18 protein-coding genes and 3 tRNA genes are annotated in these 18,839 nt (G+C 44.6%); 13 read left to right on the top strand and 8 right to left on the bottom strand.

Features of this window, described 5'->3' with window-relative positions; all coding sequences use genetic code 11:
- Nucleotides 1-17 precede the first annotated feature (17 nt).
- The 3 genes from ruvX to recN form a co-directional block, all read right to left on the bottom strand.
- Nucleotides 18-461 (bottom strand): Holliday junction resolvase RuvX, encoded by a 444-nt coding sequence (gene ruvX, locus MSG93_RS10740; protein ID WP_324621812.1) that lies wholly within the window; start codon nucleotides 459-461, stop codon nucleotides 18-20.
- Complete coding sequence (locus MSG93_RS10735; RefSeq protein WP_004774079.1) at nucleotides 454-1,008, bottom strand: YqgE/AlgH family protein; 555 nt, start codon at nucleotides 1,006-1,008, stop codon at nucleotides 454-456. Before MSG93_RS10735 ends, ruvX begins: the two co-directional genes overlap by 8 nt.
- Nucleotides 1,009-1,122: 114 nt before the next feature.
- On the bottom strand, nucleotides 1,123-2,784 hold the full coding sequence (gene recN, locus MSG93_RS10730; protein WP_324621811.1) for a DNA repair protein RecN: 1,662 nt from the start codon (nucleotides 2,782-2,784) through the stop codon (nucleotides 1,123-1,125).
- A 588-nt stretch (nucleotides 2,785-3,372) separates the two neighbouring features.
- On the opposite strand from recN, the gene MSG93_RS10725 reads away from it, so the two are divergent.
- The 3 genes from MSG93_RS10725 (at nucleotide 3,373) to MSG93_RS10715 (ending at nucleotide 5,584) form a co-directional block, all read left to right on the top strand.
- Nucleotides 3,373-3,699 (top strand): pyrimidine/purine nucleoside phosphorylase, encoded by a 327-nt coding sequence (locus MSG93_RS10725; protein WP_004774082.1) that lies wholly within the window; start codon nucleotides 3,373-3,375, stop codon nucleotides 3,697-3,699.
- Between the two features lie 195 nt (nucleotides 3,700-3,894).
- Entirely contained in the window at nucleotides 3,895-4,641 is a 747-nt protein-coding gene (gene rlmB / locus MSG93_RS10720) for a 23S rRNA (guanosine(2251)-2'-O)-methyltransferase RlmB (protein WP_005280893.1), read from the top strand.
- Between the two features lie 31 nt (nucleotides 4,642-4,672).
- Nucleotides 4,673-5,584, top strand: coding sequence for a DMT family transporter (locus tag MSG93_RS10715; RefSeq protein ID WP_324621810.1), 912 nt, complete (start codon nucleotides 4,673-4,675; stop codon nucleotides 5,582-5,584).
- Here MSG93_RS10715 and coaE read toward each other — a convergent pair.
- The 4 genes from coaE to pilB are packed head-to-tail and all read right to left on the bottom strand — an operon-like array spanning nucleotide 5,581 to nucleotide 10,027.
- Nucleotides 5,581-6,186, bottom strand: coding sequence for a dephospho-CoA kinase (coaE, locus tag MSG93_RS10710; RefSeq protein ID WP_324621808.1), 606 nt, complete (start codon nucleotides 6,184-6,186; stop codon nucleotides 5,581-5,583). The two genes, MSG93_RS10715 and coaE, sit on opposite strands and share 4 nt — an antisense overlap.
- Nucleotide 6,187: 1 nt before the next feature.
- The gene (locus MSG93_RS10705) at nucleotides 6,188-7,048 is read right to left on the bottom strand and encodes an A24 family peptidase (protein WP_324621806.1); all 861 of its coding nucleotides are present in this window, start codon (nucleotides 7,046-7,048) and stop codon (nucleotides 6,188-6,190) included.
- A 12-nt stretch (nucleotides 7,049-7,060) separates the two neighbouring features.
- Entirely contained in the window at nucleotides 7,061-8,290 is a 1,230-nt protein-coding gene (locus tag MSG93_RS10700) for a type II secretion system F family protein (protein ID WP_324621805.1), read from the bottom strand.
- Nucleotides 8,291-8,314: 24 nt separating this feature from the next.
- Nucleotides 8,315-10,027 (bottom strand): type IV-A pilus assembly ATPase PilB, encoded by a 1,713-nt coding sequence (pilB, locus tag MSG93_RS10695; protein WP_005280880.1) that lies wholly within the window; start codon nucleotides 10,025-10,027, stop codon nucleotides 8,315-8,317.
- Nucleotides 10,028-10,398: 371 nt separating this feature from the next.
- Here pilB and tpiA point away from each other — a divergent pair, with 371 nt between their 5' ends.
- The 10 genes from tpiA (at nucleotide 10,399) to MSG93_RS10645 (ending at nucleotide 18,253) form a co-directional block, all read left to right on the top strand.
- Nucleotides 10,399-11,190 carry a triose-phosphate isomerase gene (gene tpiA / locus MSG93_RS10690; RefSeq protein WP_324621804.1) on the top strand — a complete coding sequence of 264 codons (792 nt, stop codon included), beginning with the start codon at nucleotides 10,399-10,401 and terminating at the stop codon, nucleotides 11,188-11,190.
- A gap of 12 nt (nucleotides 11,191-11,202) precedes the next feature.
- Nucleotides 11,203-11,532 carry a preprotein translocase subunit SecG gene (secG, locus tag MSG93_RS10685; RefSeq protein WP_005226447.1) on the top strand — a complete coding sequence of 110 codons (330 nt, stop codon included), beginning with the start codon at nucleotides 11,203-11,205 and terminating at the stop codon, nucleotides 11,530-11,532.
- Between the two features lie 56 nt (nucleotides 11,533-11,588).
- A tRNA-Leu gene (locus tag MSG93_RS10680) sits at nucleotides 11,589-11,673 on the top strand.
- A gap of 45 nt (nucleotides 11,674-11,718) precedes the next feature.
- A tRNA-Met gene (locus tag MSG93_RS10675) sits at nucleotides 11,719-11,795 on the top strand.
- Between the two features lie 88 nt (nucleotides 11,796-11,883).
- A tRNA-Met gene (locus MSG93_RS10670) sits at nucleotides 11,884-11,960 on the top strand.
- Between the two features lie 199 nt (nucleotides 11,961-12,159).
- Entirely contained in the window at nucleotides 12,160-12,684 is a 525-nt protein-coding gene (gene rimP / locus MSG93_RS10665; RefSeq protein ID WP_032875420.1) for a ribosome maturation factor RimP, read from the top strand.
- A 37-nt stretch (nucleotides 12,685-12,721) separates the two neighbouring features.
- Nucleotides 12,722-14,206 (top strand): transcription termination factor NusA, encoded by a 1,485-nt coding sequence (nusA, locus tag MSG93_RS10660; protein ID WP_004774096.1) that lies wholly within the window; start codon nucleotides 12,722-12,724, stop codon nucleotides 14,204-14,206.
- Between the two features lie 10 nt (nucleotides 14,207-14,216).
- Complete coding sequence (gene infB, locus MSG93_RS10655; RefSeq protein ID WP_005226452.1) at nucleotides 14,217-16,931, top strand: translation initiation factor IF-2; 2,715 nt, start codon at nucleotides 14,217-14,219, stop codon at nucleotides 16,929-16,931.
- Nucleotides 16,931-17,332 (top strand): ribosome-binding factor A, encoded by a 402-nt coding sequence (locus tag MSG93_RS10650; protein WP_004774100.1) that lies wholly within the window; start codon nucleotides 16,931-16,933, stop codon nucleotides 17,330-17,332. The genes infB and MSG93_RS10650 overlap by 1 nt, the downstream gene beginning before the upstream one ends.
- A 360-nt stretch (nucleotides 17,333-17,692) precedes the next feature.
- On the top strand, nucleotides 17,693-18,253 hold the full coding sequence (locus MSG93_RS10645) for a hypothetical protein (protein ID WP_005280868.1): 561 nt from the start codon (nucleotides 17,693-17,695) through the stop codon (nucleotides 18,251-18,253).
- A 209-nt stretch (nucleotides 18,254-18,462) separates the two neighbouring features.
- Here MSG93_RS10645 and MSG93_RS10640 read toward each other — a convergent pair whose 3' ends face one another.
- Nucleotides 18,463-18,837, bottom strand: coding sequence for a Na+/H+ antiporter subunit G (locus MSG93_RS10640; protein ID WP_005226454.1), 375 nt, complete (start codon nucleotides 18,835-18,837; stop codon nucleotides 18,463-18,465).
- Between the last annotated feature and the right edge of the window lie 2 nt (nucleotides 18,838-18,839).

Genomic DNA, 18,839 nt, shown 5'->3' with positions numbered 1-18,839 from the left:
AAAAATGATGGTTTTTGCTAAGGGGTAATCCCGGCAGGATCGCGATACCAGCTTTGAATTAATAATGCAGCGGCAAAGCTATCCGCAGATAAACGCTTGGCCTGACCTTTGCTTTGATAAGATTCGAGTTCTTCTCTGGCTTCACGTGTGGTCAGACGTTCATCTACCATCCAGGTTTGAATATTGGTTTGATGGCGTAAACGACGGGCGAATTTCCGTGCACGTGCCGACAATTCAGATTCAGAGTCATCCATATTCAGCGGTAAGCCCACCAAAAATAAGGTCGGTTGCCATTCCTTGACGATCTTTAACAGTTTATCCCAGTCTGGAATACCATCTTTCATGACAAATAAGGGCAGGGGATTGCTACTTTCAATTGTGGATTGTCCAATCGCCATCCCCATTTTCTGCGTACCAAAATCAAAGGCCATAATCGATTGAGCTGTTTGCATATCAGGCATGACCAATCTCGGATGCAAACCAGGTGCGGTCTACCCCAATTTTCTTGTAGGCTGCATCCCAACGGTCGCCATAAGGCAGATTGAAAATCAGATCCATATCCGACTCACAGATCAGCCAGTCACCGCGGGTAATTTCCTCTTCAAGCTGGTTTTTGCTCCAGCTGGCATAACCCAGGGCAATCTGATAGCGACCCACCCCTTCATTATGCGCGATGGCGTCCAGAATATCCTTACTGGTGGTAATGCAGACGTTTTCGCCCACCGCAATAGACGAATGCCATGTCGGTTGACCGGTATGTAACACAAAACCAGCTTCCGGGCGTAATGGACCACCTTGTAATACCGCATGCGGATGCACATTATCGGCATCAATTTCTAAATCATTGAGCAATTCTTTGATCTGTAATTCAGAAGGGCGATTGATGATAATACCTTGAGCGCCATCTTCGTCATGGCGAGCTACGTAAATGACCGTATTGGCAAAGAAGTCATCGGCCATGTCAGGTGGGGCGATGAGACAACGGTGAGTTAGATATTGTTTCGTCACCTAGGCGGTTCTCCCTCAATGTATGGTGCTGATCTATCTATATAGGTTCTTTTTATCAACATACAAGAGTTAATCGGATTTCGCCAATTATTTTCTCATATTTTATGCCTTGGCTCAGGCCGACTGAAATTTTAGCTGTCGTAACTGTCTGGCATGTTGCAAAGTGGTCTCACTAATTTCAACGCCGCCCGACATGCGCGCCAGCTCTAAAATACGTTGCTCTTCGCCCAGTTCGATAATGGTACTGCTGGCTGGATCGGTTTGTTGTTTCTTCACCAGCAGATGTTGGTCCGACTGTGCTGCAACCTGAGCCTGATGGGTGATACATAATAATTGGACATGCTGGGCGAGATCCGCCAGTAAGCGTCCCACCACTTCAGCCGTACCCCCACTGATCCCGACATCAATTTCATCAAATACCAGCACTTCAGCATCTGTTTTTTCTGCATTCATGACTTGCATGACTAGGGCAATACGTGACAACTCACCTCCGGATGCTACACGCGCCAGTGGTTGTGGCGGAATGCCTTTATTGGCAGTAAATAACAGCTGAATAAAGCTTAAGCCTTCTGCATTGGCAGGTTCTAAGGGTTCAAACTTAAACTCGAAGTGTGCTTCAGGCAGCGCCAATGGTTTGACCTGTTCGGTGAGCTGTTTCGCTAAGGGAATCGCTGCTGCACGACGAATCTCATCTAAATGCCGGGCTTTTTGCATAAAGTCCTGATAGGAGACTTCAACCTGTTCCGCCAGTGTTTCTGGATCTTCCAACTGATGTAGCTGTTCTAATTCCTGTTGCCAGCTTTCATATTCCTGCTTGAGTAATTCGGGTTGGGTGCGATGCTTGCGGGCCAGACGATGGAATACCTCCAACGTCGCATTCAGTTGTTCCATCCGCTCTGGATCGAAGCTTTGACGGTCAATAAACTGACGCAGGCTTGCCGTAGCATCATCGATTTCACTTTGGGCATTTAACAAAGCATTATAGATATTGGCGAGCTGTTCACTACGACCCGCATGAGATTCTAGGCGACGAATGATCGATGCCACTTCCTGGGTAATATTCTGTTCCGCTTCATCTAACACATTCAGGCTATAGCTACAGTCCTGCATGATATGTTCATGATGGCTGAGTCGATCAAACTCCTGTTCAATATCCCGATAATCGGTTTGAACCACGTCTTCGAGTTCTTCAATCTGGGATTCGAGATTTTGTATTTTCTGAATGCGTGTTGCCTGTGCATCCAACGCTGCTTGATGCTGGCGGATATTCTTTTGCCAAGTACTATAGGCTTCACGAACAGCATTCGAGGGTTCAGCAAAATTGTGATAACGGTCTAGCCAGCGTTTTGGATAAGGTGGCTCTAATAACTGTTGCTGACTGTGCTGACTATAAAGTTGCACCAGTAAACGGCCGATTTCCTTGAGTTCGGCTAAACTGCTGGGACGACCATTGATCCAGGCCTTACTACGACCGGTGGCAAAAATCACACGTCTTAAATGGATTTCACCTGAATCATCATCTAGTTCATGTTCGGCGAGCCATTGTGCTTCGGCACTCTCTGCCTGATAGCTAAATACAGCAGTCACATCGGCTTTGTCAGCGCCATAGCGGACATAGTTGGTATCGGTACGTTCACCCAGACATGCAGATAGCGCATCTAACAATAATGATTTGCCCGCGCCAGTTTCACCAGTCAGCACATTGAAGCCTTGTTCAATATCTAAAGCCAAATGGTCGGCGAGTGCAAAATTAATTAAAGTTAAATGGGTGAGCATAAACGCATCCAATGCACAGAATCTTTTGCTTAAAGATAGAGAAGTTTTAAAGTTGCTACAAGAGTTGAATGGTGGAATTTCCTGATTTACTGTGCGGATAGAGGGTTATTTTGTGATGTGTTTGACCTCTTGGCTTTTTCTTCAACATTTATAGCGGGGGAGCTCAGGTTTTGCGTTGAGCAGATCCAATTTGTTTGTCCGACGCTATGTACAGTATATGAGTTATATATGATGCAAGGACTTATGCTCAGGTAAATATTATTAATGTTTGCTGTTCCTCGCCACTCGTAGCATATGAGCCATATATGGCGCAAGGTCTTGCGCTCAGGCAAAGTTTCACTTTGCTTATCTTCGCCACTCACAGCATAGCTGCTCGACTTGCGCCCAGACAAAGCGTTGCTTTACCTTCCTTCACTCACAGCACAGCTGTTCGTCTTGCGCTCAGGCAAAGTTTCACTTTGCTTATCTTCGCTCAGGTATGAAAATTGCTATGTTTAGCCCAGAAAATGGATTGATTAGTTGTCACGGCACAATTAAACTACGTCCAGCATAACCTAATATAAATGCGGCATTATTTGGAGAGTACGCATGAGTTCAGTGCAGTTTGATCATGTAACGGTCATTAAGAAATCGAATGTGTATTTTGGCGGGGCATGTATTAGTCACACCGTACAATTTGAAGATGGTACAAAAAAGACTTTAGGTGTAATTTTACCCACTGAACAGCCTTTAACTTTTGAAACACACGTGCCAGAGCGTATGGAAATTATTTCTGGCGAATGTCGTGTAAAAATCGCAGATAGTACAGAAAGTGAATTATTCCGTGCAGGGCAATCATTCTATGTCCCTGGCAATAGTACCTTCCTGATTGAAGCAGACGATGTCCTCGACTATGTCTGTCATTTAGAAGGCTAACCTATTCCTTTCTAAATCGAGTACACTAGAGCCAATAGAAATCCTGTAAAGTCATTTTGCAGGATTTTTTTATTAGGTAATCTTGCGGAGCTATAATCGCTCCTCACCTGTAAAGTCACTTTGCAGGATTCTTATTTTTCAATATTCCTAACACTCTTTTTTATACAAAAGAGAACGTGCTAAACGAGGTCGTTCATGGCAAAACCTGAATATTATTATGGCGTTCATTCGGTAGAGTCATTGTTGGAGTTAGAGCCTGAACGCGTTTTGACTTTATTTACATTAAAAGGTCGAGATGACCAGCGTTTGCAAAAGATCTTGCAACTGGCCGAACCTTTCGGGATCAGTATTCAAAAAGCCAGTCGCGACAGTCTGGAAAAACTGGCAGGTTTACCCTTCCATCAAGGGGTGGTTGCTGCGGTGCGCCCACATCCGACCTTGAATGAAAAAGATCTGGATGAACTCATGCAGCAGTCTCCAGATGCGTTGTTACTGGCGCTTGATCAGGTGACTGACCCGCACAATCTTGGCGCGTGTATCCGTACCGCGGCAGCGATGGGGGTGCAGGCAGTGATTGTGCCACGTGACCGTTCAGCTAGTCTGACACCGACAGCACGTAAGGTTGCCGCGGGTGGGGCCGAGAAAGTTAAGTTTATTCAAGTGACCAATCTGGCAAGAACTTTGGCACATCTGAAAGACAGCACGCATACCCGTGTAATTGGGACCATGCTGGATGAAAAAGCATTACCGATTCATCAGTGTGATTTTAAAGGTCCTGTGGTGATTGTGATGGGTGCTGAAGATACCGGTTTAAGACCGATTACCCAGTCACAATGTGATCATACCGTGTATATCCCGATGGCGGGTGACTTGCAAAGTTTAAATGTCAGCGTGGCAACAGGTATGGCATTGTATGAAGCCTGCCGTCAACGTGGTGTATAATTTAAGCTCATATTGTTCTATGTAAGCCCAGATGACTGCTCGTACGCAAGGCTATTTCTTTGTTCTGATCACCATGTGTATCTGGGGCGGATTTACCATTTTTTCCCGCCTCAACGCACATTGGCATGTCAGTGTCTGGGATCTGGTGGCCATGCGTTTTGCCATTGCTTCCCTGATTTTATTGCCAGTTTTGATCTATAAAAAAGATCTCGCTTTTTTATGGAATCCGCGACCCGTGATTTTGGCGCTGATTGGCGGACTCGTATATTGCCTTACGGTGTATAGCGCCTTTTTACATGCACCCGCTGCCCATGCAGCCATTTTCCTGAATGGCTGTATTCCGCTGTGTACCGCCGTCGCTGCCTATATCTTGTTTAGACAGCCTTTTGATAAGCATACTTGGGCCAGTCTGATCATCATGATGAGTGCATTGCTGCTGATGAGCTATTTGATGCTGCATGATCAAGCCTCAGGATTAGGTGTCGGGGATCTACTTCTATTTGTCAGTGCAATCTGGTGGGGGATTTTCACGGTTTTGCTGAAACAGTGGAAGCTCTCAGCCTGGCACGCAACCGCAGGTGTGGTGATCTGGTCTGCAATTATCTATCTCCCTATTTATCTTCTATTTATTCCCAAGCATTTCCATGAAGCAACGCCTGTACATTTATTGATTCAGGGGCTTTTTCATGGTGTGCTGGTTGTGATTGTGGCAACCCTGACTTATGTGGCAGCCATTGAGCGATTAGGGGCATTTAAAACAGGCAGTATTGTCACCTTGGCCCCCTTCATTGCTGCGCTTATTGCCGTGCCTTTACTCAATGAGCCGTTGAATGCTGCGATTGTGTGTGGCCTGATCGGGATGGGAATCGGTGCATTGCAGCCATGGCGCTGGTTGCGTAAAGATAGTCTGGCTGCACAATTAGCCCGGCAGAAACAAGGTTAGAAGGCGTGTTCTGCACGTTGTAAATAACTCAAGTGCAATGGTTTCAGTTGCTGATGCAGATGTTCTAATAAACCATCATTGACGACAATATCATTGGCAAGCTGTTGTTTTTGTGCACGGGGCATTTGTGCCGCAATGATTTTACGGATCTGTTCTTCGCTTTGTCCATCACGTTGACTGGCCCGTTGTAGCTGGGTTTGTTCATCAGCATCCACCAGTAAGGTATGGTGTGTGAGTTGATGCTGATTGGTTTCAAAAAGTAAGGGTGAAACCAAAATTACATAAGGACTTTCAGCCTGTTGTAATTGCTGGATGATGGACTGGCGAATGGCGGGGTGGGTGATTTTTTCCAGCGTTTGACGGGCTTCCGGAAACTGGAAAATATGCTCACGTAGTGCTCTGCGATTTAAATTGCCGTCTTCCAATAAGACCCAGTCGCCAAAGGCTTGCTGTATTGCCTGTAATGCAGGCTGGCCTGGCTCAACCACTTCTCTGGCCACGATATCGGCATCGACTACGCTAATACCTTGAGATTCAAACCATTGGGTCGCAGCTGATTTCCCACTACCAATACCGCCTGTAATCCCCAAGATAAAACCCATATTAACCACCTAAATAAACTTTCATGATTTGATCACCCCATAAAAAGGCGATCCAGCCTGCAATTGCAATATAAGGACCAAATGCAAATGGCTGATTTTCACCACGCATTTTCAGCAGAATAATACCAATAATCGCACCGACCATTGAAGAGAGTAGCACGATTAAAGGCAGCAGCATTGGTCCCATCCATGCACCTAAGGCGGCTAACAGTTTAAAGTCGCCATGGCCCATGCCTTCTTTATCTTTGAGTAATTTGTAAATATAGTACACGATCCAGAGACACAGGAAGCCAATGATATAACCCCAGATCGCCAGACTGGCTGAGGTATAAATGGCATAACTATTAATTCCTAAACCTAAGGCAGCGAGGGGAAGGGTAAAGCGATCGGGTAGCAATTGGGTATCAAAATCAATAAAAGTCAGAGTGATCAAAACCCAGGTCAACACTAAACCGAAGAGCATTTGTAGGGTTGGGCCATAGACCGCAACGACCACCAGCGAGCACAGCATGGTCAATAGTTCAATCAGCGGATAACGGATACTGATCGGATTCTGGCAGCTGCCACATTTACCCCGCAGCGCTAACCAGCTAATCACAGGAATATTCTGGTACCAGCGAATAGGAGCGTCACACTTGGGACAAGTCGAAGCGGGTTGACTCAGTGTCAGTTTGCTTTGGTCAATTATCGGCTGTTCAGGATGCAGGAGCATCTGGCATTCCTGCTGCCACTCTTGTTCCATCATCTTGGGTGTGCGGAAGATGACAACATTTAAGAAACTGCCGATACATAAACTCAAAAGCCCAACTGCAAGATACAGTGCAGTCGGGTTTTCGATAAAATAAGAAAGTAACGATTGCATTTAAACCCCAGATTACCCAACCACAGAACCCATTTGGAAGATCGGTAGATACATGGCAACAACCAAGCCACCGACTAAAATACCCAGTATAGCCATGATTAGCGGTTCCATCATAGAGGTTAAACCATCTACGGCATTGTCGACTTCATTTTCATAATGGGTGGCAACCTTATCCAGCATACTGTCTAAGGCACCTGATTCTTCACCAATCGCGACCATTTGAATGGCCATTGAAGGGAAGCGGTTCGAAACACGCATGGCGAACTGCAGTTGCTGACCTGTCGCAACATCTTCGCGAATTTTCATGACCGCTTCTTCATAAATCACGTTATTGGTTGCTCCCGCCGTTGATTCTAATGCATCAATCAGTGGGACACCTGCAGCAAACGTCGTGGCTAAGGTACGGCTATAGCGCGCAATAATGGCTTTATAAACCAGATCGCCAAAAATAGGCGCTTTCAAAGCCATTTTATCGAGCAGATCGCGGAATTTCTTGCTGCGCTTTTTCGCTTCCAGAAAGGCAGCAATAATGGCACCAATCACGATAATCAGGATAAACCAATACTCTTGCATCCATTTGGACATGTTCACCACCATTTTGGTGAAGGCCGGAAGGTCTGCGCCAAAAGAATTGAACAGGTCCTGGAATACGGGTACCACTTTCACCATCAGAATAATGGTCACAATCACAGCCACCACAATCACCGTAGCCGGGTATTTCATGGCCTTTTTAATTTTCTGTTTGAGCAGTTCACTTTTCTCTTTATAGATCGCAACGCGGTCTAACATGGTTTCGAGTGCACCTGATTGTTCACCAGATTCCACCAGCGAGCAGAACAGATTATCAAAATATTGCGGGTATTTTTTTAAGGCGCCAGCAAAAGTATTACCGCCTTCAACTTCGCCTTTGATCCCCAACACCACTTCACGCATAGAGGGATTTTCCAAGCCTTCGGCCACGATTTCAAAGCCCTGTACCAGTGGTACACCTGCTTTCATCATGGTGGCCAATTGACGGGTGAAAATGGTGATATCCAGCGTGGTCACTTTTTTCTTCATCAGGCCTTCAAGAATATTCTTGCGTTTTTCTCGAATATTCTTAATGGTGACCCCTTGTTTACGTAAGGTGACTTTCGCCAAAGCCATATTACGTGCCGGTAATTCCCCTTTAATTTTTGCCCCTTTCCGGTCAACCCCTTCATAAGCAAAAGTTGGCATCATTTGCGCTTTTTTAGCTGCCATGATTATTAATCCTTTTTATTGATTTTATTCACTTGTTACGCGGTTAATTTCTTGCAAAGAGGTAATTCCTTGCATCACTTTTTTTAAACCTGAACGGCGTAAATTATTAAAACCTGCTTGTTCGGATGCCGCTGCAATCTGTAACGCATTGCCGTCTTCCATAATAATTCTGGAAATTTCTGGCGTAACTTTCATGACTTCATAGACGCCGACACGGCCTTTATAACCTTCACGACATTCGGCACAGCCCACCGGTTGAAAAATCCTGAAATCGGGGTCGGCCATATCCTGTTCAGTAAAGCCAAGCTCTAACAGGCTCTGTTTTGGAATATCAATCGGTGCCTTACATTGCGAGCATAAGCGACGTGCCAGACGTTGTGCAATCACCAGATTGACCGAAGTGGCAATGTTGAAGGACGGCACGCCCATATTGCGCAAACGGGTCAAGGTTTCAGGGGCACTGTTGGTATGCAGTGTCGACATCACCATATGACCGGTTTGTGCGGCTTTAATGGCAATTTCTGCGGTTTCCAGATCCCGGATCTCACCGACCATGATGATGTCTGGATCCTGACGTAAGAATGCTTTCAATGCAGCAGAGAAGGTCAGTCCGGTTTTAGGATTGACGTTGACCTGATTAATGCCTTCCAGATTGATTTCGACCGGATCTTCGGCAGTAGAAATGTTGGTGTCTTCAGTATTGAGGATATTCAAACCGGTATACAAAGACACGGTTTTACCAGAACCGGTTGGGCCGGTAATCAGCAGCATGCCTTGAGGCTTATCCAGCGCTTCCATAAATAAGGCTTTTTGCTCGTCCTCGTAACCCAGCGCTTCAATCCCGAGCATGGCACTGGATGGATCAAGAATACGTAGCACCAGCTTCTCGCCAAACAGCGTAGGTAGTGAGTTGACACGGAAGTCGATGGCTTTGGTTTTGGATAGCTTTAATTTAATACGGCCATCTTGAGGCATCCGTTTTTCTGAAATGTCCATTTGCGACATGACCTTTAAACGGGAGGCGAGACGGGTTGCCATTTGTAAGGGCGGCGTGGCAATTTGACGCAGTACTCCATCTACACGGTAACGCACCCGATACATCTTTTCATAAGGCTCAAAATGTAAATCAGATGCACCCATACGAATCGCATCAATGAGGAGCTTGTTGATATATTTAACAATCGGGGATTCGTCGCCTTGTGGTGCATCCTCTTCTTCTTGGTTTGGATCTTGGTTTACGTCGATATCTAAATCAAAATCTTCACTCTCTCCAAAGTCGAAACTGCCTGAATCGCCAAATTGCTGTTCAATCAGTTTTTCGAGTTTGGTGTGCTCAACAATAATCGGTTCGATATTGAGCTTGGTGTTAAAGCGAATGGCATCCAGCGCTTCAATATTGGTTGGATTGCTGGTCGCAACGTATAAAATCTGACCCCGCTGCAGCAGGGGCGCGACTCTGTGTTTCTGAATCAGTTTGTTGTCAGCCAGATCACGCGGTAACAGGGCGGTATCGTAGACTGCCAGATCAAATAGCGGCTCACCAAACTCGGCTGCAATGGTTTCAGCAATGGTGAGTGGTGATAAACGATGATGTTCAATTAAATGTGCGACGATATCTTGTCGTGCTTTTTTAGCTGTATCAATCGCTGTTTGCATGGTTGTTGCAGACAGATGACTGTCTTCAACTAACCGTCGAATAAACCCCGAAAACTTTGGAGACGTATGTAATCCTGACATCTGTCCGCCTTATGACAATAAATGTTTATAATATGTATCCTAAAAATTATACTTTTGTTAGGCAAAAATGCCACTAGCTAAAGTGTCGTTTTTGCCTTGGTTCATCGTTAAACTTTGAACTGATCGAGTTTTTTTACAAATTAATTTTATCTAATACGTTCATTTCTAAACTGATCCGATACTTTTGCCCACCACCAGCCTGTTGTTTTTAAATAAATATAACAAGCTACTAGCGTATAAACAGTAACCAGGCTGAGGTGAAGATAAATTTTAAATTGATTTAGATCTAAACAATAGAAAAAAACTGAATTTTATAAAAATCCGTGTAAAATATGCAGCATTTTTGAAAATTAACAGTAGGCGGGCGAAGGATGTCGAATTCGACCATTACCCCTTGGGTTGTTGGCAATTGGAAGATGAATCCAATGCATGCGAATGCTTTCCAACTAATAGAAGAATTTAAGCAGTTATTACAGCAGGACAATATTGCTGCTGAACAATGCCATATTGGTGTCGCACCAACCAGCATTGCCCTGACTGGAGTTCAGGCTCAGTTAAAAGATGCAGCCAGAGCCGTATATACCGTGGCTCAGGATCTTTCGCGTGTAGCTGGCACGGGTGCCTACACAGGTGAAGTCAGTGCGGAACTGTTAAAAGACAGCCAGATTGAATATGTATTGATTGGACATTCTGAGCGCCGTGAGTTATTCGGTGACAATGTCGAAATATTAAAAGCCAAGCTGCAAAATGCCTTGAGTGCAGGTTTAACCGTGATTTATTGTGTCGGTGAAACTCTGGAACAGCGTGAGCAGGGTTCAGCAGAGCAGGTGGTATTACAACAGATTTGTGACATTGCAGCGGTGGTAAAAGCTGAACAATGGCAAAATATTGTGGTAGCGTATGAACCGATCTGGGCTATCGGGACGGGTAAAACCGCGTCACCCGCAGATGCTCAGGCGATGCATGCAAAAATCCGTGAAGGCTTAAAGCAGATTACGGCATTTGGTGCCACGACCGCGATCTTGTACGGTGGTAGTGTGAAAGCTGAAAATGCGGTCGAATTGGCGGCATGTCCAGATATTAATGGTGCTTTGGTAGGCGGTGCGTCTTTAAATGCACAATCTTTTTACCAAATCGCAAAAGCATTTGCGCAAAGCAAATAACGAGGAAGAGAGATGTATAGTTTTATACTCGTTGTCCACATCATTCTGGCAATTTTGATTATTGCTTTGGTGCTGGTACAACAAGGTAAAGGTGCAGAAGCAGGCGCATCCTTTGGTGGTGGCGGTGCTGCAACCGTATTTGGTGCGTCAGGCGCAGGCAACTTTTTAACTCGTCTGACCGCGATTTTTACTGCACTGTTTTTTGTCACCAGTTTGACACTCGCTGTGTTTGCCAAGAAACAAACCACAGATGCCTATAGTTTGAAATCTGTTCAAACGACAACATCTGCGCCGGCAACATCGCCTGAAACTTCATCAAATGCACCTAAAACGGCTGAATAAGTCGATTTAGGACTTTCCTTTTTGTATTGAAAGGAATAGAATGCGTCCCACAAACTGCGGTGGTGGTGGAATTGGTAGACACGCTACCTTGAGGTGGTAGTGCTTTCGGGCGTGGGGGTTCAAGTCCCCCCTTCCGCACCAAACTTAATAACCAGTTAAGTTCGGTGTATGCAGTGTTTGTGTTGTTGCGGGATGGAGCAGTCTGGTAGCTCGTCGGGCTCATAACCCGAAGGTCGTTGGTTCAAATCCAGCTCCCGCTACCATTTGATTAAGGTGCAACTTAATCAGACGGATATGAAGAAAACTTAGATTGACTTTTTTTCATATTTGTATATAATTTTTGCACGTTGATGCGGGATGGAGCAGTCTGGTAGCTCGTCGGGCTCATAACCCGAAGGTCGTTGGTTCAAATCCAGCTCCCGCTACCAAGTTTCTAAAAAGAGGCTCACAATAAGGTGGGCCTTTTTGCACAGTGGGCTAAGCTTTTCTGTGTAACATAGGGGCGATTTACGCCCTTTTTTATTGGTTGTTTAGCTATCGTGTAGTTGTTCGACATCAATTGGTCAAATAGTCGTGCTTCACTATACGGTTAAGATTGATTGGCTCGTATAAGAGCGACGAGAGTACATGAAATTATCAAATAAATCACAAGCATTGCATGATCTTATTGCGCCAGCTGTAGCTGCGTGTGGTGTAGATCTGTGGGGGATTGAATTCCTGCCACAAGGTAAGCGTTCTTTACTACGTATTTATATCGATAAAGCGGTAGATGAGAGTGCTGAACCTGTCCTCAATGAAGATGGTGAAGTTGAACTCGGGCGTGGTATTGGCGTTCAGGATTGTGTTCTGGTAACACAACAAGTGGGTGCAATGCTTGATGTCCATGATCCAATTTCCGGTGAGTATGCTTTAGAGGTGTCATCACCAGGTTGGGATCGTCCATTTTTCCAACTTAATCAATTACCTGCCTATATCGGGCAACAAGTGGCTTTACGATTAATTGCTGCTGTCGAGAACCGTCGCAAATTTCAGGCGAAATTACTTTCTGTAGACTTGGAAAATGAACTGATTCAGGTTGAAGTTGAAGGTAATCATGTGCTTGAAATTGATAGTAATAATATTGATAAAGCAAATTTAATCTATCAAGACTAATATTAACTTAATTTTATAAGAAATCGGTAGGTGACTTATGGGCCGCGAAATTCTTACCGTTGCAGAAACGGTTAGTAATGAAAAAGGTGTTAGTCGTGAAGCGATCTTCCAAGCGTTAGAGCAAGCACTTGTTGCGGCAACGAAGAAAAAGTTTTACGAAGGCACACATTCTGAAGAAGCTCAACTTCGTGTTGAGATTGATCGTAAAACTGGTGATTACCGTACCTTCCGTCAATGGACGGTAGTTGCGGATGAAGATCATGAAATGCCAGCATGCCAGGACGCAATTTCTGATGTAGACCCTGCGAAATGGTCAATCGGTGATGTGCGTGAACTTGAAGTTGAATCAATCGAGTTCGGTCGTATTGCTGCGCAAATCGCTAAGCAAGTAATCGTACAGAAGATTCGTGAAGCAGAGCGCGCATTGGTTGCGGATGCCTATGAATCGAAAGTCGGTGAGTTGATTTACGGTGAAGTGAAAAAGCAAACCAAAGATGGCTTTATCATTGATCTGGGTGACAACGCTGAAGCTTACTTGGCGCGTGAAGAAACCATTCACAAAGAAATTTTACGTCCTAAACAGCGTATCAATGCGATTTTGTACAACGTCAACCGTGAAGGCCGTGGTGCACAATTATTATTGTCTCGCGCACGCCCTGAAATGCTGATTGCCTTGATGAAGAAAGAAATTCCAGAAATTTCTGAAGAAATCATCGAAATTAAAGCAGCAGCGCGTCAGCCTGGTGTTCGTGCTAAAATTGCAGTGAAAACCAATGACCATCGTATTGACCCAGTAGGTGCATGTATTGGTATGCGTGGTACACGTATCCAGGCGGTACAGCAAGAGTTGAACGGTGAGCGTATTGATGTGGTGGTGTGGTCTGATGATCCGGCACAATATATCGCCAGTGCGTTAGAGCCAGCTGATGTATCAGGTATTGTCCTTGATGAAGATGCACGTAGTGCGGACATCATCTTCGCAACCAATGATCAGTTAGCGCGTGCCATTGGTTCGCAAGGGCAAAATGTTCGTTTAGCATCGGAATTGACGGGTTATAAACTCGACATGATGTTAGAAGAAGAGTATCGTGCTCGTCAGCAAAATGAAGCACAGCAATATTTAGACATGTTTATTACACGTCTTGATATTGAAGAAGACCTGGCAATGGCATTGGTTGAAATGGGCTTCACTTCATTAGAAGAGATTGCTTACGTTCCGGCTGAAACATTTGACGAAATCGAGCTTGAAGCCGATTTGGTTGAATTGCTACAGAGTCGTGCGAAAGAAGCTGCTTTGACGGATGCATTGAAACAGCAAGAAAATATTCAAGAGCCAAGTGCAGAACTTCTCGGTATGGAAGGTATGACAACCGAGATTGCATATGCATTGGCGGCGCGTGGTGTGGTTACTGTTGATGATTTGGCAGACCAGGCAACTGACGATATTTCTGATATCGAAGGTTTAGGTCATGACAAAGCGGGTCAATTAATCATGAAAGCACGTGAATCATGGTTTAACTAGGAGATAATAGATGACGGACAAGTCGATTCAAGAGTTAGCACTCAGCGTAGAACGTCCTGTAGAGAAACTCCTGGAACAGGTTCGCGAAGCAGGCTTACCACAGCGTAAAGCAGATGACATTATTACCACTGAACAGCAAGATACTTTGGTCAATCACTTGAAAAAAGTACATGGTCAGGAAAGTGGTAACACAGGAAAGATTGCGTTGAAACGTAAAACAACGAGTACTGCTAAAGTTACCAGTACTTCTGGTAAAGCAAAAAGCATTAATGTTGAAGTTCGCAAGAAACAGGTTTTTGCCAAGCCAAATCCAGAATTACTTGCAGCTGAAGCAAAAGCGCGTGTAGAAGCAGATGCGAAAGTCCGTGCTGAACAAAAAGTACGTGATGAAGCAGATCAAAAAGCTCGTCATAGCGCTGAACAAAAAGCCAATGCAACATTAGAAGCCATGCGTGCAGCGCATACTTCTGATAGTTCAGGTCAAAACACTGCGAAAGCAGCGGTTGTGGTGAAAAAGCGTAATAGCGACAAGGTGATTAAAGCACCAGTGGTTCGCCCGACTGAAACACCAGAACAGAAAAAAGCACGTGAAGAGCAAACTGCTCAGTTGAAAGCGACTGAAGAAGCAGTACGTCGTAAAGCCGCTGAAGAAGCGCAGCAACGTACGCTTGAGCAAATGCGTCAGATGGCATCAAAATATTCAAATGATGATGCCACTGCAACCATTCGTGTAATTGATGATTCACCTTTAGCTGCCGGTCTTGTTGGTCAGGCTTATGAAGATTCCTTCAACAAGGAAGACCGTGAAATCAAACGCGGTGGCGCGACTGCAAATACACGTGGTGGTAAGAAAGGCGGTCGTGGTGGCGATGCTCAGTCTGAGCAAAGCTTCAGCAAGAGCCATCACAAGCGTGGCTTGAAAACCAGCCAAGCCAACAAGCATGGTTTTGAAAAGCCTGTGAAGAAACAGGTTTATGATGTCGAGATCGGTGAGAAAATCATTGTTGCTGATCTTGCACAGAAAATGGCTGTTAAAGTTCGTGAAGTCATCAAGACCCTTATGAAAATGGGTGAGCTTGTAACTCAGAACCAGGCGATTGATCAAGATACTGCTGTACTTGTGGTTGAAGAATTGGGTCACAACCCGGTATTGGTTTCTGATACGCAAGCAGAAGATAACTTACTGGTTGCAGCTGAAGAAGCACGTGGTGAGCAAACAACTCGTCCGCCAGTGGTGACGATCATGGGTCACGTTGACCATGGTAAAACCTCATTACTGGATCGTATCCGTCGCTCTAAAGTGGCAGCGGGCGAAGCGGGTGGTATTACTCAGCACATTGGTGCTTACCATGTTGAAACTGAGAAAGGCATTATTACTTTCCTAGATACACCGGGACACGCAGCGTTTACGTCTATGCGTGCACGTGGTGCGAAAGCAACTGATATCGTGGTCCTTGTTGTTGCTGCTGATGATGGTGTCATGCCACAAACAGCTGAAGCCATTGACCATGCGCGTGCTGCGGGTACGCCGATCATTGTTGCAATCAACAAAATGGATAAAGAATCAGCTGATCCAGATCGCGTATTAAACGAATTGACCACCAAAGGTATCGTGCCTGAAGAGTGGGGCGGTGATGTTCCAATCGCGAAAGTATCTGCACATTCGGGTGAAGGTATCGATGGTTTACTTGACCTGATCCTGATCCAATCTGAATTGATGGAGCTTAAAGCTTCTGCTGAAGGTGCGGCACAAGGTGTTGTAATTGAAGCACGTGTTGATAAAGGCCGTGGTGCAGTCACTTCGATCCTGGTACAAAACGGTACATTGAACATTGGTGACCTGGTATTGGCTGGTTCATCGTATGGTCGTGTACGTGCCATGTCAGACGAAAATGGTCAACGTATCACGTCTGCAGGTCCATCAATTCCTGTAGAAATCTTAGGTTTACCAGAAGCGCCAATGGCGGGTGATGAAGTTCTTGTGGTGAATGACGAGAAGAAAGCACGTGAAGTTGCTGATGCTCGTGCAGACCGTGAACGTCAAAAACGTCTTGAGCGTGCAAGCTCAATGCGTCTTGAAAACATCATGGCGTCAATGGGCAAGAAAGATGTTCCAACCGTTAACGTGGTACTCAAAACTGATGTACGCGGTACTTTGGAAGCATTGCATGTTGCACTTGATGAGCTTGCAACTGATGAAGTGAAAGTCCGTGTAATCGGTTCTGGTGTCGGTGCAATCACCGAATCAGACGTTACTTTGGCTGAATCTTCAGAAGCAGTATTGTTAGGCTTCAACGTACGTGCGGATAATACAGCACGTCAAAAAGCTGACCAAGATGGTATCGATATTCGTTACTACAGCATCATCTATCAATTGATTGATGATGTAAAAGCTGCAATGAGCGGTAAGCTTGCACCTGAACACCGTGAGACAATCCTGGGTGTTGCTGAAGTGCGTGAAGTGTTCCACTCAAGCAAGTTTGGTGCAGCAGCAGGCTGTATGGTTCTTGAGGGTGTGTTACACCGTAACAAGCCAATTCGCGTATTGCGTGATGACGTGGTTGTGTTCCAGGGCGAGCTTGAATCTCTTCGTCGCTATAAAGAAGTGGTTGAAGAAGTTCGTGCCGGTATGGAATGTGGTCTTGCAGTCAAAGGCTATAAAGACATCAAGGCACAAGACAAGATCGAAGTGTATGATGTTCAATTGATTAAACGGAGTCTTTAATGGCGGGTAGCCAACGCTTAAAGCGCATGGCGGATTCGGTACAGCGTGAGTTGTCCGAGCTGATCCGTCAGGAGCTTAAAGATCCACGTCTGGGTGGTCTGGTGACCATCTCAGCCGTGAAAGTCAGTGCAGATATGGGATATGCTGAAGTATATGTCACTGTAATGGGCCGTGAACTGGGCGATGACCAAAGTGAAGCTGCAAATAAAGAAACCTTGGATGTCTTGAATAAAGCATCGGGTTTCCTGCGTCATGAGTTGAGTCGTCGTATCAAGACACGGATTACGCCAAGATTGCGTTTCCATTACGACAAGACCAATGCCTATGGTAACTATATGTTTGGTCTGATTGCTGAAGCGGTTAAAGATCTGCCTGAACAAGAGCAAGATGAACAGAAGTAAATAGATATAAAAAAGCCACCTTCGGGTGGCTTTTTATATTTTTGATTATCTACATGAAAATATTTAATTTTTTATAAAAATAAATGCTCTTATTTGCTCAAGAAATACTGCTTGTCAGATTGATGTATTGGATTCTTGACTCTATTTGAATGGAGTATTAGTGTTAAGTTGTGATTAAAAAATAAACAAAATATTGCATTATTTTTAGATAAATTTAAATCTGACTTCTATATCAATATTTAGAATCTTGTGTTGGTGGTGACAAATAAGATGAATTGATTGTCTTGTAGAATCTTTGGTTTTCTGACTCGCTACTATTAATAATAAATTCTAATTATTTGACTTAACGGAGATTATGAAATGAATGATACAAGAAAGTGGAAAGAACCAAACCCTAGTCTTGATAAAGATAAAGACATAGATAAGCATAAAGATAAGGTCATTCCAAATGAGACGACACAGGTTGATGCAAAAGCAGTAATCACTCCAAAAAATGCGAAAAGCATCTTTTTGCAGGCCATAGCTACAGATAAGCCATTCTTCACTAATCCGACTCATCCACCTCTGGTGGTTCCACCTGGTCATATCTTCTATTGGGCCTCGGCCACCTCCCCGCTTTGGACTGATAACAAGGATACCTCCTCTAATCGTCCTCTTTATGGTTGGGATTTTGAGCCATATGAACAAGTTGTCACTTGGCTTCGACGTGCGCAACTTATGGGGCTGTGTAGTTTGGGTAATGGAGAGTATTCAGCGGTTGGTTATGAGGAGAAATTTGACCAGTCTAAAGGTGGAACTTGGTATTACATAAACGACAGTGGAACAACGAGATATTATTATTGGTATATGAACGATAACTTTAATTACTACAGCGATAATGCTGGTGTTGCAAACATGACTTTTATCGTCATGCCATATTAGCTAAGTTATAAGTAGGTTTTTATATATCTGCGTAATTTAGCTTTATAAAGAAATACTAATCTGGTTGAAGCCATGAATTTACTGGTGGGGTTTATGATAAGTGGCTCATAGAAATTTAAAATAATAAAAATCATTTGTTATGGTTTTAAAATTATGAATGCATAAAAAAGCCACCTTCGGGTGGCTTTTTTATGCTCGGAATAAAAGAGTTAATCTTTCTTCAATGGATGGCGACGGTAGCGTTGCCAAGGAAGCGGACGATTTAAGGCTTCTGGTACCTCACCACTGGTTGAGCGTAAGCGTAAGTGGATGGCTGCCTGAGCCATCAAATTGGCGGATACGGGTGCAGTGATAAAGGCAAACAGGGTAATCAAAAGCTCGGCAAAACCAAAACGGCCTTGTGTCGCCCAGAAAATCATTGCTGCAATCAGGAAGCTACCAAGCCCTAAGGTACTAGATTTAGTCGGTGCATGGAGACGCATAAACAAGTCTGGCAGGCGGATCATGCCGATCGAACCGACCAGCATAAAGAAGGCGCCAAATACCACGAAGAATGAAATAATAATCTCAATAATCAGTTGCATGA

It is taken from the genome of Acinetobacter sp. IK40 (genome assembly GCF_035615075.1).
In the GTDB taxonomy this organism is placed as follows: Bacteria; Pseudomonadota; Gammaproteobacteria; order Pseudomonadales; family Moraxellaceae; genus Acinetobacter; species Acinetobacter courvalinii.
The sequence above is the reverse complement of the archived record's forward strand: the minus strand, read 5'-3'. Positions and strand labels throughout refer to the sequence as shown.